Source organism: Halorubrum sp. GN12_10-3_MGM, from assembly GCF_005435235.1.
GTDB lineage: Archaea > Halobacteriota > Halobacteria > Halobacteriales > Haloferacaceae > Halorubrum > Halorubrum ezzemoulense.
On record NZ_SGUB01000014.1, the window covers coordinates 27,374 to 53,353 of the forward strand.

Consider the following 25,980-nt stretch of genomic DNA (forward strand, 5'->3'; position numbering starts at 1 on the left):
AAAATTGAAAATCATCTCCCAATCCGACAGTTTTCGTGACCATCTTGATCGATCGGTGCTGATCCTGTACTTGCGGCAAAAATATGAATTTCTGAGGATTCACTAGATCCCAACATTTTATTACCCCCAGTGCGGGCCAGCTGATCTCAATTGCGCCGAAAAGGTACTGGTTATAGACACTCACGAAAAGGGTGTAGTTTTTATATACTTAACCGGGCAAAACGGAAAGTGTGACTCACGTCGCGATATACGCCCGCGTCTCAACCGATCGCCAAGACCACGAGCGACAGATCCGCGAGCTCGAGGAGTTTGTCTCCGAGGAGTATCCTGACGCAAGTGTCGAACGGTTCGCTGACATTATTTCGGGGACTAACGACGAGGGTGGCGCTGAGTATCGCCGGCTTCGCGAAGCGATCGTCGACGGCGAAGTCGATATCGTCGTTGTTCATGAACTGTCTCGACTCTCCCGACTCGGTGGTGGAGAGATCCATAACTTCCTCCAACACGCCCTTGAGCACGAGACGAGTGTCCGGGACCTCGAAGTCGGCCTCGATCTTGACGTCGACGACAGCATGGTCGATCAGGCGGTCACTCGGATGATCGCTGGGCTCCTGGGCGACCTCGCTCGAATTGAACAGACACAGAAGGTCCGCCGCATCCAATCGGGAGTTGACGCTGCTCAGGAGGCCGGTAAATGGACCGGCCGGCCGCCGACCGGGTTCGAGGTCGTTGACGGTCATCTCCGAGTTGATTCCGAGGAGTACCTTCGAGTTCGTGCCGGCATAGAACGGATTGCCGCCGGAGAATCGATCGCCAACGTCGCCGACGACGTCGGTGTCGCCGCGAGTACACTCCGAGAGCTGTATAATGACCGCGCGGAGCTATATCTCCGCGGCGAAGCCGATGACGACCGCGTTGACGCCGCCCTCGAGGATGTCCGCCCGCTGAGTGAGCCGGCTGCCGAACCCGTCGAGGACCTCAATAAGCGACTCAGACAGCTCGAACAGAAGGTTAAAAATCTCGACTGAACGCAGTCAACAGTAGATCTATCTGATCAATGCTAGTTGGGCAGTGCAAGATACAGAGGTAGGACTTGTTAGGACCCACCTATAGAAACCACAGAACTCCAAATTCTTGCTCTATTGAAAATGGATAAAGGCGCAGGGATTTGTTGATCTCAACGCGGTTTGCTCGGTAGTATTCTCGAAAGTATTAGTTGAAATATGTTCCGTCTAAGATGATCACATCGATCACCGGTGGGATTGGCTGGAAAGCATCGTCACTCCACGACGAACCTCAATATTTCACGGTTCAAAATCGGGCGATTCCGCTGCCGTACCTCATTTTCAATAGAGCAAGAAATATAACGCGCTAAGAAAAACGTAAATTAAGTACATACTGATTTAATCGGGTTTAAGATTTGCTGTATTTTTACTGTTATTTTCTCTTGGGTGAATCACTAATGCGTGACATCGGCCGGTATAAGTTCTGAATCGCCGGTTTTGGCTATCGATATATAAACTCCGTTCGCCTATTTCACTTTTTCAGTGAATCGGCAGTAGCAGCCTTTTACCCCAGAATTCTGAGCTAGTTTTCAGATCGCATCTGGATCATTATGCTCGCCGCCTGCTCTCGTTCTTCGCATGTATCCGGGGGAGACATCGCCATCGTCCACCTCATACTCTGTGCGGCATCTTGTGAAACTGATGTTTTGATCACCGCACAAGCAAGCTAAAATCGAATCGATTGATCTAAAATTCCGACGATAGAGCGTATCTGCTGGCTGAATATTGTATGTCACAATTTTGATTCCGCTGCCGTTTTGCGTTCAATGGGGCAAGTATAGATGATGTCCCCGCGTCACGCTTACCAGCTACGCTTCGACAACATCAGCTCTACTCGGTAGACAGCATCCTTCGCAAGAGCGATGGCGAAAGTGGTTCTACGTATTCGGAGACCCCTTTAGCGACGACCACCTTGATTCGCGTCCCATCACTCCGAGTGACATGCGCCTCGTCGGAAGCCGTGTCTCCAGACACGCTCACACCGTACAACTCCGCCGGACTGTTGATATTCTCGGCGTACACCAGCTCAGGCTGACTATCGCCGTCTATGTTACCTTTCCCGAACGGAGCCTTCTTTGCCTGTCCAGCACCGGATAATGTACTCGTTCCACCCCACTTGCTGTTACACTTGTACTCGCCACCAGGGTTATTGCCACACCCCACCAGCACTGGTTTGTTACTGCCGTCCACGATTGCGATTCGTTCCTGTCCGTCACCGTTGTAGTCCGCCACACCCCCGATTGCTAGGCCGGTGCTCGACGCAGGCTGTTGGTTCGACACGTACGTGCTGCCGTCGTCGTCCAAGACGGCAATCTTTTGTCCGTTCGTCACTGCGGCGATCTCGTCGCTACTGTCGCCATCAATGTCTCCGATTCCAATGACAGCCCTCAGCTTCGTCGAGAAATCATTAACTAGTTGACGTTCCCCGCCAGGCGATTTCCGGTACAGACCGTCTTCGTCGTTGTTATTCGCAAAGAACACCGACACCGGACTACTCTGCCACGTTCCTACAGCGATGCCGTCCTTCTTGGCGCTCACACTGCTCAAGAGAGTCGTCGGACTACTGTCGCTGCTGTCGATGTACTTGATGTTCCCGCTGGTGTCAACGAACGTCACCTCAGTCGCGCTGTCAGCATCCAAGTTGACCGTCGACCCAATTGTCTCGATGTTCCCACCTGCCGCATAGGTAGTTATACTACCTGACTCCCCGACCGTTTTTAGAGTACCACTTGTCGAACTGACAAACGCGATGTCAGCATTGATACTACCGCCCCCACCATCGCCACCATCACCACCATCGCCACCATCACTCCCGTCACCATCATTCCCGTCACCACCATCGCTCCCATCGCCACCAATACTCGCATCATCAGTCTGGGTTGGATCTTCAGGCACTTCCTGTACGCCAACCGTATCCATAGTTAGTCTGTTAGCCGTCGTATTGAGCGTCAAGTTGTAGATGCTTGTGTTGTCAATACTTTCATTTGTCTCAGTAACACCATTGTAGACACTGCTATTGATCGGGAGGTCCGTTTTGTTTTTCCAATCGTCCTCGCTCAACCGCGTCGGGACAGTAACAGTAAGATTATCTTCTGGAATTTCACCAGTGACATTTTCAGCGGGGCGAAGTTCAACTGTAACTTGGCCGGTTCCACTTCGGCGAAATTCTCTCTGGAGAGCCGTAATCGTTATATTTCCGTCATTACTAATGAGAGCCTGATCTTCAATCACGGCGATTTCACCTCCATCGTCACGGGCATCGAGGTAGAGCACGGATGCGTCATACCACGTCGGGGAACGATCAATCTCGTTGTACCCTGGCTGATACTCGATAAATCGCGTTGGAATCGTTATAGTCCCTTCAGGTGTACCGCTATTGTTCGAAATCGTGATCGGATACGACTTCGTCGTTCGTATGGTTCCAGCTGGAGAAGGTGGATTTATCGTGAACGTGCGTGGTGAGTAGGCAGTGCCCAACTGAACCGTCTGATACTGTGGCTGGTCGATGCTCCCAGCTTGTAGAATACCCGCTCTGAGCTCAACAAGATCGTTACGGACCTCCCCAGAGTGTTGGAACTCAGCCTCCGCGTTCTGTTGTGGAACAATTTCTACCTGATACATTGAGAGCGCAAGGATCAGAAATCCAAACAGAATAACGACCCCGATGACTGACGACACAGCACGATTGTCGTCTATCACCGACGTGCTACCTGATTGGTCGTTCATTGTGGATTCCCCTGTACACGCTGTGCATCTTCTGTTGACGGCCAAATGGCTAGTCGAATATCTGCGGGACTCGGGACAATATAGAGGAACCAGTACGCAATCATGAGATGATGAAGATAGTATGGGTCAGCGGTTTTAATCTGCTTCCAAATACCGGTTTGAGTAGCGATGACAGCAGCCACGCTGCCGACAAATAGAGGGGCAAGTGCAATCATCCGAAGTGTGGCTTTTGCCGGCACTTTCTCAAAATCAAGGCGAAGTCGGAGCGGGACCCATGAGGTCTGCTCAATTGAAATCGGGCAGGCAATTCGAGCGACTGCGAGGTGGGTGAGTTCGTGGAGTCCTATCGCAAGAACCGGGGAGCCGATAGCAAGAAAGATTGCTTGAACTCCAGCCATACCAAGTCACTATCTGCTAAGCATTTAAATCTGGTACCGGGATTTTACGTTCATGATAATCGGCTACAGTGCCATATTTTGGGGTTGCGACTTCTATCTCGGATCATGGTGTCCTCGATCTTGGGCCAACAGACATCTGGTCACCGAATTTACTTCTGTACCCTTTTTATTTAGCGGTTAGAATTTTGATTTGATAGAATAATGGAATGCGAATAAGCTAGTGGTTGCCGTCCAGAAAACCCCGGTATTCTGAACACCACAATTAGAACTAAGCATAGGCCTATTAATAGACCTATGTAGCAATGGCGAAAACAAGGGTCAGTCAGGGGGCGAACGGACAGTACAAAGTGACGGTTCCGAAAGGGCTCGCCGAAGCGATGGATCTCGACGGAAAGCGTCTCGATTGGAAGGTCAAGTCGGGGAGTTCGCTGGAGGTGACGGTCGTCGATGAGTAAGGCGCTCGCGTGGATACGGAAGTCGAAGGGCGACGACTCTGATGTCGGCCTCGAAGAGCAGCGGGAACTGGTCGCAGCGCTCGCCGCTGATGTCGCTGACGAAGTGGATACTCTCGACCTCGGAGTCCACACAGGCTTCTCGACGATGACCCGAGATGACCCGACAGGGCTGCTCGACCAGAACGACAGAGTTCAAACGCGCGTCTCCGAGCTCGAAGCAGGCGAGTACTCGCACCTCGTTTCGTGGGATGACCGTCGGATCTGCCGCGATGAGTACTTCTCGGTGATCCAGTACGCGGCCGAGCAGGGCGACGCTGAGATCGTCTACATCGGCGACGTCAACGAGAATGATCTCACGTTCGATCTCAAGCGGCGCATCGAGCGCGACACCAAAGAGGAGGAGATCGAGAAGTCACGGCGAGCGATCGAGCGCCGAAAAGAGGAGGGCTACGATCACGGCCGACCACGGTTCGGGATGACCTACGACACTGACGGAGAGTATCAAGTACCGGGTGAGGAGTTCGACACGGTTCTAGAGATTTTTCAGCTTGACAACGCGGGGAAGACCCGACGCGAGATTGCCGACGAAGTTGGCATCGCGACCTCGACAGTTCAAAATGTCATTGAGCGTCGCGAATGGTATCTCAAGCGCCAGCAAATGATCGAGCCGTAGGTTATCCGCACTACGCCTACATTTGACCGTGTAGATCACCGATATCCTCGGACAGATTCACGTTCTATGCCACGTGTCGGTAGGCGAACCACGGATTCTACTACCCCGGATCAAGGTTCACTACTGCGACCAACAATCTGCTTCCTATGAGCGTGGGCTCATTGTACCATCGCAACGCTTTGCCTCATAACGAACACACTGAGAGCCGAAACCTCTCTGATGGGGAATACGTGAGATACCTAGCCCAAATTGTTTTCTGGCAACCGGGAAATGATCCCAGACAGAGACGGTATAACCAGCAACATGACTGATAAGCCCTCCACGTCTTCCCCAGCCACCACTCGCCGGAATGTTATTGTGGGTGTCGGTGCGGCCACCGCAGGAGCGGTTGTTCCCTCTGTTAACACAAAGGCAGAATCTCCGCAGACAGATTCTGTCACCGACGTCGACTACGGGGAATTGGCTCAGATTGATCTGACCGGTATCGAGAACCGCGTTGAGGAACTGGTCACTGAGAGTCTTGACGAGTACGAGATACCCGGAGCAACCGTCGCAGTCGTCAGAGATGGTGAGATCTCGATGACTAGAGGATATGGCGTTGCCGATCGTGAGACCGGGGACTCGGTGGAGCCGACGACGCCGTTCCGGGTTGGATCGGTCTCGAAACCCGTCGTCTGGACGGCGATCGCTCGGCTCGCAGGTGATAGTGAGGTGGACTTGGAAACGCCAGTTTCGGAGTATCTTGAGGACGACTTGGTCAGCTGGGAGGACCCAGTTACGCTTGCGAATCTGGCGACACACACCGGCGGCTTTGAGTCGACCAACCGTGGGATGTGGTACGCGGATCCGGCCGATGTCCAATCTCTCCAGTCACATCTCGCGCCGATGCCGGCACAGGTTCGAGCGCCCAGTACTCTCGGATCGTATTCGAATCACGGCGCTGCGCTCGCCGGACAGGTGCTCGCGTCGGTTGCCGGTGATCGATTTCCGGCCGTGATGGAGGATGAACTGCTCGGCCCTACCGGCATGGAAACGAGTAGTTTCCGCCAGCCACTTTCAGATGAACTCTACTCCGCTCACGCGACCGGGCACGATGGGGGACTTGACGCCAAATTTGCTGGCCTCGGTATCTCACCCGCAGGGGCCCTTTCAGCCAGCGCAGCTGACATGGCCAAATTTATGCAGCTCCACGTGAATAGCGGGATTATTGATGGCGAGCAGGTCCTCGATGCCGAGGTCATCGATCTCATTCAGCGCCAATGGTTCACGCACCACGAGACACTCGCAGGAACGGCGTTAGGATTCGTTGAGCGACACGATGCCGATATTCGTGCGATCGGCCACAACGGTGGGACGCCGACGTTCCACAGTAACCTGATTCTCGTCCCAGAAGTTGGGTTTGGACTCTTCATCTCGTTCAACAGCGCGAACGCTACGGCCCCCAGAGAGTCGATCCCAGAGACGATACTCGAAGAGTATTTCTCAGGGGATGACACCGTAGTGCCGGAACCCACGGGATCTCCTACACATGCGGACGAGTTGCCGGGAACATACCGGTCGCTCAAAGTCGGCGAGACGACACACGACAGTCTTGTCACGACGCTACAGGCACCGACGACAGAGATACGAATCGCTGAGGACGGTGCGCTGCTCACGGGCGACGAGGACGACCCGTCGCGATGGGTAGAGATTGAGCCGATGCTGTTTCAGAACGAAGACACGGGGAGAAAAATTGCGTTTGGCACGACTGATGGGTCGGTTACACACCTATTTATTTCTGGGTCGGTCACAGCCCAAGAACGCATCGAGTGGAACGAGTCAACACCAGCACACCTCCTGTTCCTCGGTGTCTCACTTGTCGGACTGGCATCTGGGCACACGTATTGGTCGCCGTCCCGTGAAAACGGAGAAACCCGCCGGGAATGGGTTGTATCACTTCGTGAGGACCGAGAGAAGATGTCGAAAGCTTTCGTTTATGCTGGGAGTACGGCGTTTCTTGCGTTTATAGTGGTGACGATGTTATACCTCTCATTCGATACGTTCGGGTTCCTCTCTGACCCATCTGTCCACTATCGGGCGCTGTTCATCCTCCCAAGTCTCGGCGCGGTAACCGGGATTATCTCAGTCGGACTCGCGGTGGATCGGTGGCGGTCCGATGACTGGTCGTCAGTGAATCGTATCCATTATGCGCTCGTCGCCGGTGCTCTCGTCGCCATGACAGCGTTTCTTCGACACTGGAATCTCCTCTTACCACGCTAATTGTTGCGAACAGGAGATTAGATAGACCCGTACTCAGAAGTAGGCCAAGTGTGGCGGAAGAGAATATTAACACAAGTCGTGCCGCCAGTTGGTTCGATCAAGAATATTTCAATTGATAGGAGCAAATCATATCTAACTTCTACAATCTTACATGTCCCGTGCTGATAGAGAAATTAAAGCAATTTCAGATCTGTTAGAATTCTCAGAAGTTGGTAGTTTAATGCCCTTAATCCCCCAATACAGACGTACTATCTATCAGGATCTGCCGCGTGATAAAGAGGCTCGAAGCTACCTACGGTCTGACCATCGGTCAAACACTCTTGAACAATCTGCTTATATTCGATATCAATATCGTGGGTAGACTGCTCAAATATCTCTTGAACTTGCTGTAAATCATCCGCTTCCATATATGTTACAAGGAATATTCCTTGTGAAGACGGTTCAAGAAATGCTGATTCCGTTTTCACACCCTCATCTTGGAGGGTTTCAATAATTTCTGACTCTCTGTTATCTGCTTCTTCCATCCACTCCACCAGTTTGGACACCTTATCCGGGTTTACTTCCTGTCGTAGTATCGTTGTTTCTACCATATGGTGTTCTATGCGAGATATGAGTAAAAAATTCTCACAGATGCGGTGCGCGTTAACGATCTTGTGCGAGCTTCATTTCACAGTTTGACTAATTCGCAGTCCCCATCGACCGGCTGTTTCAGACAGGAATATGCTTGAAGAATAGTGTTTCAACAGAGCCACCTTTTCTCAACACCTGTTAGATACCAAATCTATTAAGTACATATACGTAAAGTTACAGAAGATGACCCAACAACACATTTTCACTCAGATGATCTCCGACCGAGACGAGCCAGCACTGTATATCAATCCCCGCTCTGAACAAATCGCAGCCTTCGCAGAGGAAGCAGTAACGGTTGAGGACCAGCCCAAGGTCCGGCTGCTCGCAGACTCAGATGAAATCAAAGACGCCCTCTACAGCTTCCTCACAGCATCAAAGATAGCCGAACTCATCCACCGGGAGCAACTTAGCCTCCGAACACTCACGGAGCCAGTCCAGAATACCATCTTCACAACCGAGTCTGAGGCTGTCGTTCCTGTGATGGACAAGCACAGTATTTCGAGTTCGGACCCCGAGCTGGTCTCATCAGTCTACGGTGAGTTCGACTCTAGATTCGAGGCTGCCGAGCAGTATCATCTCCGGACACCTGCCCTCTCAGTAGTGAAACAGACGCTCCGAGAGGAGATCGGCGACGATGTCGCAACCGAGCTTGACGAAGTCCTCACACACGCTGAAGAGATTTCTAACAGCAATGAATACCTCAGTATCGTCGAGGTCATGCTCATCCTCGCAGCCCGCAACGAAGTCCTCCTCTACGACATCTCAAAGTGGGGTGAAGATACGGGGATCGCTTCGAAAGCAACCTTCTCACGAGCCAAATCAGCACTCGAAGACGCTGACCTCATCGAGACTGAGAAAGTCCCATTGGACATCGGCCGTCCCCGGCTTCGGCTCATCGCAACCGAGAAGATCGCTACGGCAGACCTGAAAACACTCTCTGCCGAGATCCAATCGCCGCTGTAGCGTCTACCTCACGATGGCCACCGACTAGAGAGACGGGTGGTATACGGTGTTCCTCCGACTCAAGCGTGAGATCAAACAGTCAAAATCACTGCGTAGAGGGTGTGAGACGGGTTCTATGACACGCAGCCTCCAGAGCAATAGTATTGGCTCTGGGGCCATCTGTTACGTGTTGAGACACTCCCGAAGTAACGGAATAAGTGTTGGGTAGAAATTCAATACCGGATAGAAACGCCGCTCGCCGGCGACATCCTTAGTAGATATTTTTCTGCGTGTATAGGCCCCGCCTATTAGTCTGTGGGCGAAAAACAGGCTAGATTCAATATATTAAATTGTATTTCAAAAGAATAATGCCACTGGAGATACGAGTACGTATATGAGCGATACAGACACCACAGACCACACAGCAAAGGTCACCCGGATTCGGGAGGTCGCGATGACGGTTCGCGAAGCAAAAAACGCGGGAGAGATAGCTGATGCTGCTGGTGTTGCTCGAAACACGGCCGAAAAGTATCTCACACAACTCGTTGAGGCGGATAAACTCGAGACGATCCAACGTGGTCGCGAGACCTGCTACTATCCAGACCCAGTTACTCAGTATTTTGATCAGATCCGTGAGCTCATTGATGAACACCAGAAGGACGAACTCACAGATGAATTAGCTACTATCCGGGATGATATCGACGAGTGGAAAGATCGATACGATGTGGCGTCCGCCGATGAGCTCCGGGCGACCGTCGGTGATGACATTCCGGCAGCCGAACGCCGACAGCGACAGCACGACGCGGAGGATTGGGAGTACTACAAACACCAAGCCACGCTCATCAAGCAGGCAATCCAGCTCTACGATACGATCGAGACGACTCGCGACACTCGGCTCGCATCCGCCAACTGACTCGCCCACAGCAAATGGGAAACTCACCGATTCCGGGAGACACACATCTCCACCGATACGAGGTCCACAAACGAGTCGCAACCCGTCTTCGACGGGAAGCTGGCGTCACAGCTGTAGACGCGGACCCAAGTCCGATACGCCCAGTCTGTCTCGTGGCGACACTCGATTGCACTATCTTTTTTCAACAGACCATGGATACGGACGAAGCGGCGCTCGAATTCGAGTGGCGTCCACATGCCGAGCGCGATGAATTCCGAATCCAGTACAACGAACCGGGGACACCGTGGTCATGCGGATGGCATCAAGACGAAACGCACGAAAAACTGGGCCCGAGTCACTTCCAAGTGGACCACAGAGGGTGGGCAGCACCGCATCGTGAATCCGCCTGCTTTACAGATTCGAATTCGATGGCAATCCTTGAGACCTGTCTCAGTGAACTTCGAGACCGTGTCCCTGATTTTCCAGAAAGCATCCGCCCGAGTCCATAGCAGCGTAACGTTGTGTCGTTAGCTGATTACGGGAATTAACAGAATTCGACCGCTGTGATTTTGAACCGCGTGCCACCGCGTGTGCCGTCCGTCACCGCGATCTCCCACCCATGTGCCCGGACGATCTCCGTGACAATCGTCAACCCGAGTCCTGTCCCGTTTGTGGTCGTCGAGTATCCAGTAGTGAAGATCTGCTCTCGCTGTTCAGCTGGGATACCGGGACCAGTGTCCTCGATATAAAATCCATCTCCAGTTGCGCCGACAGTAACTGAGACGGTTTTCGTCGAGTGTTCAATTGCGTTTCGGAACATGTTCTCGAAAAGTTGCTGGAGCTGACTCGGATCGGCAGAAACGACGCGCTCGGACTCAAGGGTAAGTGTGGCGTCAGCCGTCTCAACGCTGTTCCACCCTCGTTCGGCGGCGTCCGCAAGTGTGACCGGCTCAACAGAGATGTGATCACCCGAGTCCCGCGCGAGCGTAAGCACAGTTTCAATTAGCCCCTCCATGCGCTCATGTGCCTGCGCGATTGTGTCGATCCGGTCGCTATCACACTCATCGCGTAGCAGGTCGGTCTGGCCGGCCGCCACGTTCAACGGGTTCCGTAAGTCGTGGCTCAGGATTTCTGCGAACTGGTCGACGCGCTCTGTCTGCCGTTCGAGCGCCTGTTCGCGGTGGAGCCGGTCGATGGCGTTTTCGGTGTGTCGAACGAGTAGTTCTGTCAGCTCACAATCGACGTCAGTGAACGCGTTCTCTGTTTGAGCTACCGCTTGGAACGTGCCGTGGTCACCAATCGGCACGCTGATCGCAGATTTGTACGGACCTTGAGGGTTTGCCTCTGGAACTGTCGTCAAATCATCGAACACGTACGACTCCCCTGTCCGATACGTTTTCCCAACGAGCCCCTCCGAGACCGACATCGCGGCCAATCCGTCCGGGGCGACTGCCTCCGAAATCGCCCGTGGTTTGAGGAGGTCGCCGTCTTTGAGCGACACCACACTCAAGTCGAAGGAGAGAATCTCTTTGCTGGCTTGTACTGTACGGTCACAGACTGCATCGACCGTCTCACACGCCGCTAACTCCTCGGCAACGTCGTGTAACGCCGTCAGTTTCTGTTCCCGGCGATTTCGTTCAGTTATGTCCGTGTAAATCACGAACCCACCCGCGCGGTCGTCGAACGGCGCTGTCTGGATGAGAAACTCGCGTTGCCCGTTCTGAGTCTGTCTAGTAACTTCTGGAGAGTCCAGCGGCTCGCCGCGTTGGAACGCCCGGCTAAGCTGGGCTGCCGTATCTTGATCTTCCTCTGGTACAATCTCTGTATCAAGCGAGTGGCCAACAATATCTGTAGCCGGGTAGCTGAACACTGCCTCAAATGCGGCGTTGACCTGCTGGACGATCGGATCGCCGGCATCATACTCGATCTCAACGGCAGGCTGCGTCAACTCATCAAACAGCGACTGAAACCGCTGACGTTCCGTCTCAGCTACCCGCTCTGCCTGTCGTTGGGTCACAGCATTTAATACTCGGTTTGCCAGCAGCGTGTACTGTTCAACGTTCGTATCTTTTTGAAGATAGTCGGTGACGCCTGCCGAGATCGCCTCACTAGCGATCGCCTCGCTTCCCTTCCCAGTGAAAAGAATAAATGGGAGATCCGGATACTCTGCGCGAACCATGCTGAGCAATTCAATCCCGTCAGTGCCCGGCATTTCATAATCCGAGATTACACAGTCGATTGCGTTGGTTATATGATCAAAGGCGGCCGTCGCTGTCGTAGCCGTTGTTACGCTGATCCGGTTGTCGTGGCGCTGGAGGTACGTGGCCGTCAACTCAGTAACCGCTGGATCATCGTCTACATGAACAACCGAGATACTGCTAGACATGCGTTCACATATTACAATTGTAGTTAAATTACTTGTGGAAAATACAGCAACTTGACATCCTCCTCCGGCTGAAGCCAGAGGAATCCCGAGCGGTGGGAGTTTCAGGTTCGCAACCATGCTTCTGCCACTTAACGGGAACCCGTCTAACCCAGCCATCGTGGTCAGCGGCTGACTGGCGGTGCCAAACCGCCGTTACTCCTATCCTCAACGACAGTTGACTCCCATCTGTTGTTTGTGCCAGCAGGGAGTCCACGTCGCTTCAACGGATTCGGAGTTACCTTTGGGCTTGCTCAACCAACAGGCACGAGGCGGACGTTTCTGCGTTCGTGTTCACCGGTTGGTGTTTCGGATATTGTCTCATTAGTGGCGGCGTGGCCGCCTCCGGAGGTCGTTCGGAATCGCTCCGTTCCGACCTGACCTTGCCTTTCATTACGAAGCGATATTACTTGAAACCACGGATCGGGAACTCAGGAATGCCATCGAACGAGGTTCGTACAGTGGATTGTCGGATTCATCCTGCGGCTAAAGCCGCAGGTATTCTCCTTATAATTCTATAACTCCCCCATCAGTCAGCTGCCAACTGATGTGTACAAGGTGAAATTTAATACGCACGACACGTTCCGCCCAACCATGGTTTGTTTTATGTTTTAATTTCAGAATATAAAATAAAAATTGTTTATTTTGTAGAGATTTTGAGACTGAGATACCTTTCTCACTTTGTAGCCCCTGAATAGATCAGTAGTATTTCAAAACTCGAATGAGTACATTGCGACATGTACGATCTCACTGGCTTTCAGCGCGATCTGCTGTACGTAGTTGCCGGACTTGATGACCCCCACGGACTCGCGATCAAAGACGAACTCGGGGACTACTACGAAAAAGAGATCCATCATGGTCGGCTCTATCCCAACCTCGACACGCTCGTTGAGAAGGGACTTATCGAAAAAAGTCAGCGCGACCGACGGACCAACGAGTACAGTACTACTCGCCGTGGCACTAGAGAGATTGAAGCTCGGGCTGAATGGGAAGCCGCATATATTGACCACGACGAGTGAGTGAACTGCTGTACTCGGGTACAGATCACTCCCGGTAATTAATAGGGGATTGTAGGCTCTGAATTCCCTGTACTGAGCGATTGGTAGTGTAAACGAGCGTGTCATAGAAAGCGTCACGTACGAAGCGGCAGGGTGCGGAAAGTGTGTCCAACACCAGCGCAACCCTGCAAAATGTGGCTTCGGTAGACGACTTCTTGAATGCGGCGGCTACCGAAACAGTACCGCTGTTTGAATACCTTGAGTTCCAGTTTCTCAGAGAGTACGACGTGTTCGCCCCCTCGAAGCGGGGGCGAACACGAGTCCATCAGCCACCAGATCTCTTTTGCGGCTTTCTCCACTGCTACTACGAGAACGTCTACGGCACACGTCCAGTTACACGAGAGCTCCGCCACAGCCTCGTCTGGTACTACTGCGGACTCGACAAACCGCCATCGAGAGATACGATTGATCGCTTTCTCACCGATCTCGAACACGTTGTTGACGATATCTTCGACAGACTCGTCGAGCAGGCCGCCGCTCGCGGCCTGCTCGACTCTACGTACTCTATCGATTCGACTCACGTCGAAGCGATCCAATACAACGACGCTGCCTCGTGGAACTACAACCCTACAGCCGAAGAGCACTACTACGGGTTCGGCTGTACGATCGTCTCAACCGGCTCAAAGATCCCGATAGCAGCGGAATTCACACAAACTAAACAAGCCGGTCAGGAGACGGCGATGCGCGTCACACGTGACGCGCTCGCCGTCGAGACACCAACGTGGATGCTTGGAGACAGCGCGTACGACATCCTCGACTGGCACGACCACCTGCTGGCCGCAGGGGTCGTGCCAGTCGCTCCGTACAATCCGCGAAACGCTGACGACCCACTAGACATCGAGTACAGGGTCGAAGATCGCATCGAAGAATACAGCGAGGATGTCCAGTTGAAGCAATCAACGTTAGACGAGACGTACACCAACCGGACAGGAATTGAACGAACCAACGACGCAGTCAAGGACTGCGGCCTCGGGCACGTCCGCGCCCGAGGCCGCGTCCACGCACGAACAGAAGTGTTCGTTGCGCTGTGCCTACGGCTCGTTATTGCCATCACCAACTACGAGCGCGGAAACCGACCGGGCTGTGAGAAGCTATGAGATGGATTCTATGACACGCTCATAGACTGGTATAAAGCGAGTATGTGAATTGTTCTATGACACCCTGATAAGCGTACGGTAAAAAGACCGCACTGAAACGACTCACGCTCCAACTTATGAGTAGGAGACAGGCCTGAAAGCGCAGGTACTCTCCTCGATTCTCTATAATCGAGTCGCTACGGAGCCGCTCGGTCGGTACGGTGATCCTGCTGGTCACAGCGCGTGTGTGTCAGTCATCGATACCACGAGATTATTGATCCGGTTAACAAAAATACGCCGACAGCGATCAACGCCCCACCTGTCCACAGCGATTCGCCAACCATGACCACACCGGCTGCTGTCGCTATGGCTCCGATCACGAACGCAAGAATTTTCCATACGCTATTTGGAATGAATGCTACGACGATATCAAGCAGCACCGCGAGTATGTCGTCGATCATTCTGGGGTGTGTAGGGTGTGATTGTGACTCTTATTAAAAATCGAGGTACTGTTTCAAAACGAGCAAAGTGTTCCTGTGATTGGGTACTGGCAGGATAAAATTCGACCACCCACATTCGATCGACGGTATCGCCTGATTCCTCACTACCGCGATACTCTGTCGATGACTGTCTATTGTTCACTGTGTTGACCGTTACAACCTAAGTCACGTCTGGAGATGATTCTATGTACGGTATCCGTCTTGTGTTGAGCGATCTTGATCCGGATGTGGGAACAGTTCTATGACACCCTCTCATGAAGAAAGGCTGTCCGACCACATCCATGTGCGATGTCTCCGGTCTGCAGTGGATTGGTAATCGATTTTTTCGCAGCAGTAACCGCACATGTTGCGAGTTCAGCAGCCCGATGCGAACCTTCCCAAAGGATAGCGCTCCAAGAAACCGGGAGATGTCGAAGATCCTCAATAAGTCCTTGAACCCGTGTAGCACGCTCTTGTGGGGAGACACCGCCGTAACGGAGCAGTGACGATGACTTGTGCTCAAACGGGTAGAGGTCATTATCAATCAGAGCCCGAAGAAGGGAGATATCGTTCTCTCGGGCGGTACGAACAGCGACCACGACAGTGTATCGTGTTCCATCAACCGTGGTAACTGATTCGTCGAGACCGATGAGGTTTGGAGCGCGCTGCTGCTCACCATTACGAACCAATCTGATGTCACGCAGCGGCGCACTCATCAGTAGATATGATCTAAAGAACAGCCTATACGACTTGCTATTGAGATAGCGAATGTGGGAGTGGCAATTCACTACTCATAGCAGAAATAGCCACACTAATCAGTTAGTCTGATCAGTTGTACTAAGTAGTTATACTATCGCTCCATATAGTTGTACTAGTTAGTACAACTAGTTAGACCAGATAGTTTGTCTGACGTGTCTTTATTATCAGACAGTCCAACTAATATAACATGCTCACGTACACGACGTACTCAGAGGCTGGGGGCGTCGGGAAGACGACACTCGCGTCGAATCTCGCAGACGCCCACGCCCAGCACGGTCGCGATGTCCTCGCGATCGATCTTGACCCACAGAACGGCTCGCTCACGTACCTCCTCGGCGTCGATGCCCCACGTGAGGACGGCGACGCCGACAACATCGCCCGACATCTTATCGACCGGCCGAAGGGTGACTTCCATGAGCTCGTCGAGGAGACAGCATACGGATTCGACCTCGTACCAAGCCACAACATGCTGGAGAATCTCGGCGATCTCCTCGGCCGGGCAGAGTCAATGGCGGAGGACCTCGGCGAGGAGTTCGACCGCTGGGACCGGCTCCGAGAAGTGCTACTCGACGCCGGCATCCCCGACGAGTACGACACAATTGTCGTCGATCCGCCGGCGACCGCGGGCCCACACCTCTACAACGCAATCGCCGCGACGCGTTCGCTTGTGATCCCACTAGAGCCGACCGGGAAGGGGATACAGTCGATCGAGGGGCTTCGCGACGTCGTCCAGGGCTTTGAGGACACAGTCGGTGTGACGGTCGGCGTCCTTGCGGTCGTTCCGAACGGCGTCGGTCGGACCGCGGACCAGCAACGCTACCTCGAACGGATCCGCGAACTCGGCTACGATGCGCCGGTCGCGATCGGTGAGCGGGCGTCACTGTTTGAGGGGTGTTGGGACGCCCAGCGGACGGCGTTCTCGTACGTCGATGAGGTCCGCGACCGAAAGCGCGATCACGAAATGGAGACGCTTGAGCAGCTCCACACGCTGGCACGACATCTTGAGGAGGTGAGCGCCTGATGCCGAACGGGATGAAGTCCGGTGCCGGCGATGACCCGTTCGCAGACGATGACGATCAGGAGGACAACGTTGACGAAGACTCTGCGAATCCGGCTCCTGAGCCCCACCACGAGGACCTCCACGAGGAAACCGGAGAGCCAGATTCGACGACAGCGATGCCGGGCGTCCCAGATCATCCCGGTGATGTCGAGGCGACGCTGCCGTGGATCCACCGTCGCGATGGAGTGAAAGACGATCGGGACCACAAGACGATCCACTACACAGAACACACCGTAAAGCGGGAACGTCGGGAGCTCCGGCCTGCGCTTGAAGAACGACTTGGTGACGATGTCGAACTCACTGACGCCCGAGAGGCGGCGTATCTCGTCGGAATGGAACATCTAGACGAAGTCGCCGATGTCCTTCGAGAGTGGGGCTACGACATCGAGTGACCGGTATCAGTACGGCCCGTGCTATCACTCTAGAGGGATATCACCGAGCGCGCCCCAATTGGGGACGCCGAACAGTTCACAGATCAACAAGGCAGATGCCACGGGGCTTGACCCCGAGGCTGTTGACCTCGCAGGGCTCACAAGGTGGAATGTCCCACCGGTGTGTCATCAATCGGCTTGACAGCAGGTGTGCTCGGCGGACAGCCCATCTGAAACGGCGTGGTCACGCCAGGGTATAGCGTCGGTACCGCCGGAGCGCATAGCGGTAGGAACCATACGAAACGCCGCCTGTCAACAGTAGATACGTACCGAAGAGCACGCCGAATACAGGCGTCAACACGACGTTTCCGGTGACTGCGAACCACGTCACGAACAGCCCAAGAACCGTTCCGCCCCCCACAACGAACAGGTACACCATCATGACGAGCGTCGACGGGACGACCGTTTCCGTCCCCCAGAACTCGCGCTCCTCGTAGATGGGGTACGCCGAGCCGATGCCGACCGCGAACATTGACGCAGCGAGACACATTACAACTCCGACGGCGGCGGTCGCCACCGCCTCAAGCACCGTTATCCCGAAAAGGATCGAGACGAACGAGCTGAGAACAGCGATCGGCACTCCAACCGCAACACCGGCGAGGAGCCTTCCACGGACGAGAGCCGCGGATGATGTCTCGGTGAGAAGGAGGAACGGTAGTTGCGGCCGATCGTCCCCAAGCGGGTTCAACCCAAAGGTTGCGCCTGAGAGGTATGTTGCGAGAACGACGCCGCCTCCAGTGATGAGGGGTCCGAGGGCGTCGCCCGAAAACTCGAGAAACATCGTCCCAAAGGGTGCGATAAAAAAGACGGCAATCAAGAGATGACTCAACTCCGCCGGATCACGGCGACCGCGCACGAGAATCCCCCACGCGATACGACTGGGTTTAGTCCATGCGAACGGCTGTGGGGCAGAGAATCCGCCACTCGATCGCCGCACCTGCGTCGACTCGTTGTTACCGACTGAATCGGTGAACCAGAGCGTAGAAACCTGCTTGGTCGAGACGGCGAGACCGACCGGCGTGAGAGCGATTAACGCCGCGAGCACCGCCACCGCCCCTAGGGAGGTCGGTCTGGAGACTGGTGTTCCGACGAACGCGAGTGCAACGTATTCCACGAGGGGATCGAACGCTACTGTCGACAACAGCCGTTGCACTGAGAGGTCGGATTCAACGATGAACTGCCCGGCGAACTGCGACGCGACGACGAGTCCGACCATCGCGAGGATACCGACCCCTTTCAGGAGACGGCGAAGGTTTGGGAGTTTCCGCAGGAGTCGCAGCACAGCAATTCCCCCGGCGTACCCCCAGACGGCGGCACAGCAAACGAGCGGCAGCGTGACCGCCCCGCCCAAAGCAACGAGCAGCGGCGAGCCCATTCCGAGTGCGAATGTGACGACCACTGCCCCGATCGGGATCCCGAACCACAGGGAAAGCCGTCCCACCTCCGCTGTGATGAGCCCGATAACGACTGCTCGCGGGTGAACCGCCAGCAGGACGAAATCCGCACCGTCGATGTGTCCGAGTCGTTCGAGGGTCCGAAACACCGATACCGACAGGAGACCGAGAGGTACGAGCGTCGCAGCGGGCGCAAAGAACGGGACTGCCGCCACGGAGCGCGCGGTTTGCCCGAGCACATACGCCGTTGGCAGCGCGAACAGGAGTGCGCCGCCGAAGAACAGCGCCGTGAGCAGGAGTCCAAGGACTCGACGAGGGTTTCCGAGGTACCCACGGAGGCTTCGGACGAACTCCGCTCGCCCAATTCGGAGCCCGTGGCGAACGTCCTGTCGGACGCTCATTCTCTCCGAGAGGCCGCGTCCGTTTCGGGTTCGCTCGTGACGGCGAGGAACGCGTCTTCGAGGGATCCACTCTCGCCAGTCTCCGCACGGGCCTGTACTTCAGCGGGGGTCCCCTCGGTGACGAGTCTTCCGTCAAACAACACCCCGACTTCGTCAGCGACGGCTTCGACCACCGGAAGAATGTGTGTTGAGAGGAACACCGTGGTCCCTGCGTCGGCAAACGCGATGATCGATTCCCGGATAGTGCGCGCCGCTCGGGGGTCAAGCCCCGATGTCGGTTCGTCTAAATACAGGACATCCGGTTCGTGCAGGACGCTCTGTATGAACGCAGTCTTCTGTTTCATTCCCTTCGAATACCCGTCGATCCGCCTATCCGCGTCACCGGCTAAGCCGAATTGGTCAAGGTACTCGCCGATGCGCTCTCGGGCAACGGACCGCGAAATGTCGCGAAGATCGGCGACGTATTCGAGTTGTTCGCGGGCGCTGAACTCGTCGTACAACGGCGGCGTCTCAGGGAGGTAGCCGACCCGACCGGCGATCGCACGCCGGTCGCTCGGGTCGACGCCACAGACGCGTACCGATCCGCTGTCCGGATCGCTGAGACCGGTAAGGAGCCGCATCGTCGTTGTCTTCCCCGCACCGTTCGGGCCGAGAAAGCCGTAGACGGTCCCGTGCGGGATGTCGAGCGTGAGACTGTCGAGGGCGACTTCTGAGCTGTAGGTCTTCCGGAGATCGGTCGCCAGAATGGCGGATTCGTCGTGGGTGGAGGGCATACGTAACGGATGTCATTTCCCGAACCGATCCTCTATGCGTTTCGGAATCATCTTCCGGTCACACGTATGAGGTGATGCCGCATGGGTAGATAACGACGCGAGTAGATGGCGTGATCGCTCCAGAGTTTCGGAGTTTGGGTTGTGATGCGTGGCTTAATTTCACGTCGAACGAGGCTGGTTAGGCTCCTGTCTGGTGCTTTTCGAATTGACATCGGGTATGTACGTTAGAAAAGTTTTCTGAGTGAAAGGAAAACCAAATCCCCCGACTGCTCCTATTTCACACCCACATGTAGAGAATGAAAGGCACGCATCAAATCTATCCTCCGAGGTTGTGGGGTCTCACATTCTTCGCGTGCTTATAAACCTACAAACGAAACTGGGAATTCCACGAGCCAGTAAGACGAAAATCGCCCCGAAAACCGGTCGAGCTCAGATCACTGACCGAATATACCTATACGATCTGGTAGAAGAAGCAAAAATCTACAAAAATCCGCAAATATCGAGAGAGCAGCTGCTACCGAATCGGTAAACCCGGAGTGAGAAAAGCGTTACCCGAACTCACGCAGGAAGTCGCCCAACGCTCGCACGAACGTCCTTGCCGTGATCACTGGCGGTGATCGGATCGGCTCGTCGAGCGCGACCTTGATCAGATAGTCTGTGAGCCGCCACAGGTTATAGATCAGCGTTGACAGCGCGAAGTTACACAGCCGAAGCCGGTAGTCCGTCGACGATGTCTTCGGCATGAAATCCTTGATCGACTTGTACTGATTCTCGATATCCCACCGCCGACTATACCCGTTCACGACACTCGAGATCTCCTTGGGCTCGACGCGGTCCTGGTTCGTTACGAACACCGCGTACTTTCCGTCAGCATCATCGCTCGTACTCGGCGTATAGAGATACTCCGCCTCGTGGTGTACCTCGCCATCGATTTCAACCGGAACGTCGTGTATGACGGCTTCGTCTGCCGCCGGATGCGCCTGAATATCCTGAATCGCCGCCAAGTCATCTTCATATCTCGGGACTGGCGAGAGGTACGTGAGCCCGCGATCGTGAACGTCTGCGTACACACGCTTGGCGTGGAACCCACGATCGAACATCACCGTATCCAGATCAACGAACTGTTCAGCACGGTCCAACAGTCGACTCACTAGCTCAGCCTTCGAGTACGATGGCGAATCGTCGGGCTCCCATCTAGAGTCCTCTTTCACAGGCTCGATACCGAGGACGATCGGTGCGTGATCTCCGACCAAGGTTATCGTCGCGTACTTGTAGCCGCGTTTGTACTCGCCGTCCTTCTTGTATCCACTCACCATCTTCGGGTAGTCTGGCTTCGCGATTCCCGCTTCCTTGTCTTCCCACGGCCAGACGTGGAATTGCTCGTGGGTGATGTCGATCGCTGCAACGGTTTCGCGTGAGTCGAAGGGATCGTCGCCGCGAATAGAGTTGATGATGTTCTCGGTGGCGGCGTCGAACGCCGTCATAGTCGCATCCCGAATCTGGTCGATCTCGGGCATCGAATCGTCATCCTCGAAATCCTCGAACGTGAGCTGGCCGTCGGACTCCTCTGGTATGGCAATCTTCTTGATTGCGCGGAGGAACGTCGAGTCGTCGCACACCAGATCGTCATCAGTGAGCCACCCGTACTCGGCTTCCGAATGAGCACTGCCGTTGTTCGCACAGATACTCGCGAACATATCCAGCATCACCTCGTCGGAGTACTTCTTGTGGGCCGCCCGGTGCGTGTCGAACTCAGGGATGACGTGTTTGCGAGCGAGTCTCAGCGTCTTCTGTGCTTTCTCTTTCTTGTACTCATTCGCACTCTGTGGTTCTTCCTCATCATCCGTTGGGACTGAGGGGACGAGCCCTTCCGTGAGAACACCGTTGTCGAGAGCAGCTTGTCGGATACCAACAACCGTCCGATCGAGGACTTTCTGGGTGTCTTCACTGAATTGTGCGTGCGCGTACGAGAGCTCTTGTTGGGTCGGTACATTCGAGAGATCGGTGATATCGAGGTGAAAGCTCTTGACTAAGCTCGGCTCCCGACCGAGTCGTTGGGCTAACTCGTTCTGGGAGATGCCGCGAATCCCCTTGAATAAGAGCGTCCGGAACATTTCGTCGGTCCCGAAGTTAACGCGGTTCTGATCGCGGGCATCCTCAAGGTTGTCGATGGGGATTGAGAGTTTCTGGATGACGTCCCAGAGATGGTCTTCACGCTCACAAAGCGTCTCCGCGTGAACAATGATTGACTCAGCGACAGCCGGCGGGTCAGTCGGCATTGCGCCACCTCCAAGACAAACCATTCCGCTGCTGGACTGTAATCGACCGGAGACTGGAGTGATACAGTGTAGATATAGCTGCTGCGTAGGAGAAAATAACAGTATAGAGTGGAGTGAAAATAGAGTCGGACATTACCGTCGTTGGTCTGCTCTATGCTTATGGCGAGAGTCATATCAATAGGTATGCGCGCTGTAGTTAGAGAACTGGTTGTGATCACAATTCAGTATGGGTCAAGAATCAGTTTGAATCATATTTCAGTTGGGTTTATAGTGATAGGTGGAGAACAGGAAGATACAATGGGCTTAGACGAACTCGAGGCATTTCTTCGGAAGAAAGGCGCGGCGGAACTCATCACGGAGATCGGGACGAGGACAGCAACGTTTAACGCGCTCGTCGACGCGGTCGCGGTCAGTGGCTCGACGGTGTCCTCACGGCTCTCGGAAGGTGTTGAGCGTGAGGTGTTCACGGTGAGTCACAGGCCAACCGAGCATGGGACAGAGAAGCGGTATGCGCTCACGATCCTCGGACGTCGCGTACATGATTGGGCAGTGCAGACGGAGTTCGAGCGGAAGGTCCGAGAGCTCCGGCGGATTCGGCAGGAACGTGAGACGGCGTTCGAGCAGCTGGTCGGAAAAATAAATCGGGATATGGAGATTCGCAAAATGGTAGTCGACGTAGATCCATTGGTGGATGAAGATGTAGAGCTGCCCGAGGGCACGTCTGTCGTGCAGAAAGAGCCATCAGAGGAAGCGGCCCGTGAAGCTCATTTCGAACGGATGGAAGACTCCCTCGAGCCCATCACAGACGACCAATCCGAAGAGAATAGTGAGTGAAGACAAACTCAGTCGATCACATCGAGAGCTCTCTAATCGCTCCAGTAAAGCGTGAATCTGTGTTTTCGATCTCTGGTCAGCTCTGGGGAACGTTACCTCGCCGGCGAGGACCTCGTACAACGTCTCTGTCGTGACCTCGACGTCTTCTCCAAGGTCTATCGCAAGTTCTTCGTCAAGGCTGTTGACGACAAAATTAAGAAGGTGCTCTTCCTCTATCTCGCTGTTTGCTTCGGTTGGTTGCACACCCTTCTCAAGCAGACGTTTCCTCTAAGCCGATGTGATCGACTGATGACACAACTCCATTCGAAATTGTAGTTGATGAATCGGAAGACACCGAGGAAGTTGACACTGATTCATCCGAGGTTGACACGAGAAAAGCTGTAGCGGTGGCTGAATACGTAACATCTGACGATAGCTTAAGATCCGTTGTAGAGCGTCACGACACAACTCACGAGACTTTACGGAACTGGGTCGAGGAGTTTGAAGAGGAAGACTAGTTTTGTCAAGTTAAATTGTTAACATATACATAGTATATGTTGTTAGATTTGGCGCTTTAGTTCTTAGTACTTAAACAAATGTTTATTTTTGATGGGAGAGAAGTTTATAATATCGGTTCATTATCGGTTACGTAGATTGGTTTATCATAGACCTGTTGATATAGTTCGTTAAGTGTGTCTGTGATATGATCGAAGCCATCTGTGTCGTCTAAGAATGTGACAAAAAAGCGTTCATCAACGTCGTGAACTAACTTGTTACGGATATTTCCCATACGCTCAATCCCCTCTTTGGTATCCTCGCTGATGATCTCTGCTTGGTAGAGTAAATTTGCACGTTTATCGTATCTATCTACTTCATCAACCAGTATGTTAGAGACAGAATCGTCCAAGTCTTCAGGAACTATCTTCGGTACTAATAGCTCAACTAGATCATCCATCGTCTCATACGCCAACGAATACAATGCTAAATAGGTGTTTCCGACAGAGTACCGACCAGCACTCTCTGCTAACTCTCTTTTATATTCTTCATTATCGTCCTGTTCGGCTAATTCAAAAAGATCGTCTGTCTGATTCTCATAGATCTCTTGAGCATCGTTTAGAAGACCTTTAACCCGAACTAGACTCAAGAAGTGATACTCGTGATCTTGGATATTCTCTTTATTTGCGTATACGATGTACTCAGCAGAGGCTTGTTCAATTAATTCTTCTCGTGCATTTGAGTCCTTTGTAACATCACTTGGAGCTTGTTCGACTAATGTGAACACATACTCCTGAACAGTCATTTCTTTGTCTGTCTTGGAATCGTCCATATCTATCCACTTAATCAGCCAGCTATGTGAATGTTCTAACTGAACCGCTAAACTAGATCTCTAGAACTAACCCCACCACACCAACGACAACAACTATATGTGATTTCTAACCAACCACTTGGTATGAATAGACGGAAGTATCTAATCTCAGTCGCTAGTCTCTCTACTATAGCAGGATGTACGTCGGATAGTGAAGATACTGAGAATCCGTCAACCGACAATACAACAAAACCGACTGAGGAAACAGATACACAAGAAACCACGGAGGAACCAGAAACAGAGACTGAGACCGAGACAGAAACTCCAGAGCCCGCCAATCTCTCCGTAAAGGACCTCTCGGTTTCGTCGCCGTCTGTTTCTGCAGGTGAGTCCGTTCAAGTCACTGTAGAAGTCATTAACGAGGGCGAAGAAATCGGAACACGGACAATTGGACTCATAGTAGACAATGAGGAAGTAGACTCAAAAGACGTAGAGCTTGAAGGCGACCAATCTTCGACAGTAGAATTCGAAGTAGAAACTGACCGACCGAAAACGTACTCTGTTTCAGTTGGAAATCTGCAAACGAGTTTCGAGACAGTAGCTACGGAAGTAGGAGGTGTAATCGACTCGGATACGACGTGGACGACGGATGAAGGACCATATACCATTGTCCAGACTGTACAAGTTGCAGAAGGAGCTACTCTCACGATTGAACAGGGTGTGAATATCTGGGCAAGCGAGGAAAATGGTCGAGACTCGCTATTCTTACTCCATGGAGATATTGTCGCTAAAGGTTCGTCGTCAGATAGGATAACTATTGATGGGAGGGCGGGTCGTCGTCCTACAGTATTCGATGCCGATGGTTCCTCTCCAGAAGCGTTCTTAAATGCCGAGTATTGTTTGATCAGAAATACAGGCCCATTCTGGGAAAGAGGACATGGTGGATTCAATCTACGTCGTTCGGAATTACAGAACGTTGGTTCTTCTTATATTTGGTATCCGTACAAAGACACCTCATACAGGGAGAATATCCCACGTTCGGAAGTTAATATAGAATATAATAAATTCATCAATTCAGGAGGTTTTTCTGTAGGACACGACAGCCGAACTCTCAATGAGACTGTGACAGTCAATATTAGACATAATGTGTTCAAGGGAGGAGAAGAGGCAGTCTACGGCGGACTAATCAATAACTGGAATAGTCTTGGGAAATCAGAGACGGTTGTAGAATATAATTCGTTCCACGAAATGACTAATAATGTCGTACTGAAATTACCCTCTGGATACGACAATGCTGGAATGACAGCTACGAATAACTACTGGGGTACGACCGACGAGGGTACGATTGGAGGGATGATATACGATGAAAACGACGATATCAACTCTGCTGGAGAGATTGAATTCAAACCGATCTTGGACGAGCCTCATCCCGACACACCGACTATCTCTTAGATACTGATTTTCATTTCATCAAGTTTCGGATAATCCTGTATTTCCTGAAACTCAACGCCGAATAGACCCATCTATCCTACCCCTCGACCCTCCAAACACGCCTCAAATTTCGCAAAATCTCTCAACCGATGAAAAGACCATTGCCAATAAAGATACATTAATTATTTGCTATGTCAAAAGAACTTAGAGACTGTTCTAAGGAAGAGCTGGTAACAGAACTGGTGAATAGATATATAA

General features: G+C 53.1%; 21 protein-coding genes and 1 pseudogene. 12 read left to right on the forward strand and 10 right to left on the reverse strand.

The window, feature by feature from the left end; translation table 11 throughout:
- Positions 1 to 230: 230 nt before the first annotated feature.
- A complete protein-coding gene (locus tag EXE47_RS11405) occupies positions 231 to 1,028 on the forward strand; it encodes a recombinase family protein (RefSeq protein ID WP_199237889.1) in 798 nt (265 codons plus the stop codon).
- A gap of 867 nt (positions 1,029 to 1,895) precedes the next feature.
- Here EXE47_RS11405 and EXE47_RS18440 read toward each other — a convergent pair.
- Together EXE47_RS18440 and EXE47_RS11420 are read right to left on the reverse strand one after the other, a co-directional pair.
- Positions 1,896 to 3,791: a VCBS repeat-containing protein gene (locus EXE47_RS18440; RefSeq protein WP_158293599.1), complete on the reverse strand. Its 1,896-nt coding sequence runs from the start codon at positions 3,789 to 3,791 to the stop codon at positions 1,896 to 1,898.
- Complete coding sequence (locus EXE47_RS11420; RefSeq protein ID WP_137708309.1) at positions 3,788 to 4,189, reverse strand: hypothetical protein; 402 nt, start codon at positions 4,187 to 4,189, stop codon at positions 3,788 to 3,790. The genes EXE47_RS18440 and EXE47_RS11420 overlap by 4 nt, the downstream gene beginning before the upstream one ends.
- 302 nt (positions 4,190 to 4,491) lie before the next feature.
- On the opposite strand from EXE47_RS11420, the gene EXE47_RS18715 reads away from it, so the two are divergent.
- From EXE47_RS18715 to EXE47_RS11430, 3 genes are all read left to right on the forward strand, one after another.
- Positions 4,492 to 4,644: a hypothetical protein gene (locus EXE47_RS18715; RefSeq protein ID WP_007998983.1), complete on the forward strand. Its 153-nt coding sequence runs from the start codon at positions 4,492 to 4,494 to the stop codon at positions 4,642 to 4,644.
- On the forward strand, positions 4,637 to 5,317 hold the full coding sequence (locus EXE47_RS11425; protein WP_137708310.1) for a helix-turn-helix domain-containing protein: 681 nt from the start codon (positions 4,637 to 4,639) through the stop codon (positions 5,315 to 5,317). The genes EXE47_RS18715 and EXE47_RS11425 overlap by 8 nt, the downstream gene beginning before the upstream one ends.
- Positions 5,318 to 5,620: 303 nt before the next feature.
- Positions 5,621 to 7,576, forward strand: coding sequence for a serine hydrolase (locus tag EXE47_RS11430; protein ID WP_158293600.1), 1,956 nt, complete (start codon positions 5,621 to 5,623; stop codon positions 7,574 to 7,576).
- 248 nt (positions 7,577 to 7,824) lie between these two features.
- Here EXE47_RS11430 and EXE47_RS11435 read toward each other — a convergent pair whose 3' ends face one another.
- Complete coding sequence (locus EXE47_RS11435) at positions 7,825 to 8,166, reverse strand: DUF6176 family protein (protein WP_137708312.1); 342 nt, start codon at positions 8,164 to 8,166, stop codon at positions 7,825 to 7,827.
- 223 nt (positions 8,167 to 8,389) lie between these two features.
- Here EXE47_RS11435 and EXE47_RS11440 point away from each other — a divergent pair, with 223 nt between their 5' ends.
- Both EXE47_RS11440 and EXE47_RS11445 read left to right on the forward strand, forming a co-directional pair.
- Positions 8,390 to 9,169, forward strand: coding sequence for a DUF5821 family protein (locus EXE47_RS11440; RefSeq protein ID WP_137708313.1), 780 nt, complete (start codon positions 8,390 to 8,392; stop codon positions 9,167 to 9,169).
- A gap of 373 nt (positions 9,170 to 9,542) precedes the next feature.
- A complete protein-coding gene (locus EXE47_RS11445; protein WP_137708314.1) occupies positions 9,543 to 10,061 on the forward strand; it encodes a helix-turn-helix transcriptional regulator in 519 nt (172 codons plus the stop codon).
- 523 nt (positions 10,062 to 10,584) lie between these two features.
- Here EXE47_RS11445 and EXE47_RS11455 read toward each other — a convergent pair.
- On the reverse strand, positions 10,585 to 12,426 hold the full coding sequence (locus EXE47_RS11455; protein ID WP_158293601.1) for an ATP-binding protein: 1,842 nt from the start codon (positions 12,424 to 12,426) through the stop codon (positions 10,585 to 10,587).
- A 773-nt stretch (positions 12,427 to 13,199) separates the two neighbouring features.
- On the opposite strand from EXE47_RS11455, the gene EXE47_RS11460 reads away from it, so the two are divergent.
- Positions 13,200 to 13,481: a helix-turn-helix transcriptional regulator gene (locus tag EXE47_RS11460; RefSeq protein WP_137708317.1), complete on the forward strand. Its 282-nt coding sequence runs from the start codon at positions 13,200 to 13,202 to the stop codon at positions 13,479 to 13,481.
- A gap of 143 nt (positions 13,482 to 13,624) precedes the next feature.
- A complete protein-coding gene (locus EXE47_RS11465; RefSeq protein WP_137708318.1) occupies positions 13,625 to 14,617 on the forward strand; it encodes a transposase in 993 nt (330 codons plus the stop codon).
- A 233-nt stretch (positions 14,618 to 14,850) separates the two neighbouring features.
- On the opposite strand, the gene EXE47_RS11470 is transcribed toward EXE47_RS11465, so the two are convergent.
- Positions 14,851 to 15,057 carry a hypothetical protein gene (locus EXE47_RS11470; RefSeq protein WP_137708319.1) on the reverse strand — a complete coding sequence of 69 codons (207 nt, stop codon included), beginning with the start codon at positions 15,055 to 15,057 and terminating at the stop codon, positions 14,851 to 14,853.
- Between the two features lie 964 nt (positions 15,058 to 16,021).
- Here EXE47_RS11470 and EXE47_RS11475 point away from each other — a divergent pair.
- Positions 16,022 to 16,855, forward strand: coding sequence for a ParA family protein (locus EXE47_RS11475; RefSeq protein ID WP_137708320.1), 834 nt, complete (start codon positions 16,022 to 16,024; stop codon positions 16,853 to 16,855).
- Positions 16,855 to 17,286 carry a hypothetical protein gene (locus EXE47_RS11480; protein ID WP_238992139.1) on the forward strand — a complete coding sequence of 144 codons (432 nt, stop codon included), beginning with the start codon at positions 16,855 to 16,857 and terminating at the stop codon, positions 17,284 to 17,286. The genes EXE47_RS11475 and EXE47_RS11480 overlap by 1 nt, the downstream gene beginning before the upstream one ends.
- 223 nt (positions 17,287 to 17,509) lie before the next feature.
- On the opposite strand, the gene EXE47_RS11485 is transcribed toward EXE47_RS11480, so the two are convergent.
- The 3 genes from EXE47_RS11485 to EXE47_RS11495 all read right to left on the reverse strand — a co-directional run bounded on the left by EXE47_RS11485 (position 17,510) and on the right by EXE47_RS11495 (position 22,172).
- On the reverse strand, positions 17,510 to 19,120 hold the full coding sequence (locus EXE47_RS11485; RefSeq protein WP_137692381.1) for a hypothetical protein: 1,611 nt from the start codon (positions 19,118 to 19,120) through the stop codon (positions 17,510 to 17,512).
- Positions 19,117 to 19,893: an ABC transporter ATP-binding protein gene (locus EXE47_RS11490; protein ID WP_137689034.1), complete on the reverse strand. Its 777-nt coding sequence runs from the start codon at positions 19,891 to 19,893 to the stop codon at positions 19,117 to 19,119. The genes EXE47_RS11485 and EXE47_RS11490 overlap by 4 nt, the downstream gene beginning before the upstream one ends.
- A 548-nt stretch (positions 19,894 to 20,441) precedes the next feature.
- Complete coding sequence (locus EXE47_RS11495) at positions 20,442 to 22,172, reverse strand: transposase (RefSeq protein WP_137708321.1); 1,731 nt, start codon at positions 22,170 to 22,172, stop codon at positions 20,442 to 20,444.
- 297 nt (positions 22,173 to 22,469) lie between these two features.
- On the opposite strand from EXE47_RS11495, the gene EXE47_RS11500 reads away from it, so the two are divergent.
- Positions 22,470 to 23,006, forward strand: coding sequence for a hypothetical protein (locus EXE47_RS11500; RefSeq protein ID WP_137708340.1), 537 nt, complete (start codon positions 22,470 to 22,472; stop codon positions 23,004 to 23,006).
- 99 nt (positions 23,007 to 23,105) lie between these two features.
- Here EXE47_RS11500 and EXE47_RS11505 read toward each other — a convergent pair.
- Both EXE47_RS11505 and EXE47_RS11510 read right to left on the reverse strand, forming a co-directional pair.
- Positions 23,106 to 23,249 (reverse strand): annotated as a pseudogene (locus EXE47_RS11505) (ISH3 family transposase); the annotation flags it as partial.
- A 358-nt stretch (positions 23,250 to 23,607) separates the two neighbouring features.
- Complete coding sequence (locus EXE47_RS11510) at positions 23,608 to 24,312, reverse strand: hypothetical protein (protein ID WP_137708322.1); 705 nt, start codon at positions 24,310 to 24,312, stop codon at positions 23,608 to 23,610.
- 123 nt (positions 24,313 to 24,435) lie between these two features.
- On the opposite strand from EXE47_RS11510, the gene EXE47_RS11515 reads away from it, so the two are divergent.
- The gene (locus tag EXE47_RS11515) at positions 24,436 to 25,743 is read left to right on the forward strand and encodes a hypothetical protein (RefSeq protein WP_137708323.1); all 1,308 of its coding nucleotides are present in this window, start codon (positions 24,436 to 24,438) and stop codon (positions 25,741 to 25,743) included.
- Positions 25,744 to 25,980: the final 237 nt, after the last annotated feature.

Bases quoted from the DNA above. Each gene is read 5' to 3' on its own strand.
- EXE47_RS18440 (WP_158293599.1), bottom strand. From the start codon at position 3,791: ATGAACGACCAATCAGGTAGCACGTCGGTGATAGACGACAATCGTGCT.
- EXE47_RS11420 (WP_137708309.1), bottom strand. From the start codon at position 4,189: ATGGCTGGAGTTCAAGCAATCTTTCTTGCTATCGGCTCCCCGGTTCTT.
- EXE47_RS18715 (WP_007998983.1), top strand. From the start codon at position 4,492: ATGGCGAAAACAAGGGTCAGTCAGGGGGCGAACGGACAGTACAAAGTG.
- EXE47_RS11425 (WP_137708310.1), top strand. From the start codon at position 4,637: ATGAGTAAGGCGCTCGCGTGGATACGGAAGTCGAAGGGCGACGACTCT.
- EXE47_RS11430 (WP_158293600.1), top strand. From the start codon at position 5,621: ATGACTGATAAGCCCTCCACGTCTTCCCCAGCCACCACTCGCCGGAAT.
- EXE47_RS11435 (WP_137708312.1), bottom strand. From the start codon at position 8,166: ATGGTAGAAACAACGATACTACGACAGGAAGTAAACCCGGATAAGGTG.
- EXE47_RS11440 (WP_137708313.1), top strand. From the start codon at position 8,390: ATGACCCAACAACACATTTTCACTCAGATGATCTCCGACCGAGACGAG.
- EXE47_RS11445 (WP_137708314.1), top strand. From the start codon at position 9,543: ATGAGCGATACAGACACCACAGACCACACAGCAAAGGTCACCCGGATT.
- EXE47_RS11455 (WP_158293601.1), bottom strand. From the start codon at position 12,426: ATGTCTAGCAGTATCTCGGTTGTTCATGTAGACGATGATCCAGCGGTT.
- EXE47_RS11460 (WP_137708317.1), top strand. From the start codon at position 13,200: ATGTACGATCTCACTGGCTTTCAGCGCGATCTGCTGTACGTAGTTGCC.
- EXE47_RS11470 (WP_137708319.1), bottom strand. From the start codon at position 15,057: ATGATCGACGACATACTCGCGGTGCTGCTTGATATCGTCGTAGCATTC.
- EXE47_RS11475 (WP_137708320.1), top strand. From the start codon at position 16,022: ATGCTCACGTACACGACGTACTCAGAGGCTGGGGGCGTCGGGAAGACG.
- EXE47_RS11480 (WP_238992139.1), top strand. From the start codon at position 16,855: ATGCCGAACGGGATGAAGTCCGGTGCCGGCGATGACCCGTTCGCAGAC.
- EXE47_RS11485 (WP_137692381.1), bottom strand. From the start codon at position 19,120: ATGAGCGTCCGACAGGACGTTCGCCACGGGCTCCGAATTGGGCGAGCG.
- EXE47_RS11490 (WP_137689034.1), bottom strand. From the start codon at position 19,893: ATGCCCTCCACCCACGACGAATCCGCCATTCTGGCGACCGATCTCCGG.
- EXE47_RS11495 (WP_137708321.1), bottom strand. From the start codon at position 22,172: ATGCCGACTGACCCGCCGGCTGTCGCTGAGTCAATCATTGTTCACGCG.
- EXE47_RS11500 (WP_137708340.1), top strand. From the start codon at position 22,470: ATGGGCTTAGACGAACTCGAGGCATTTCTTCGGAAGAAAGGCGCGGCG.
- EXE47_RS11510 (WP_137708322.1), bottom strand. From the start codon at position 24,312: ATGGACGATTCCAAGACAGACAAAGAAATGACTGTTCAGGAGTATGTG.
- EXE47_RS11515 (WP_137708323.1), top strand. From the start codon at position 24,436: ATGAATAGACGGAAGTATCTAATCTCAGTCGCTAGTCTCTCTACTATA.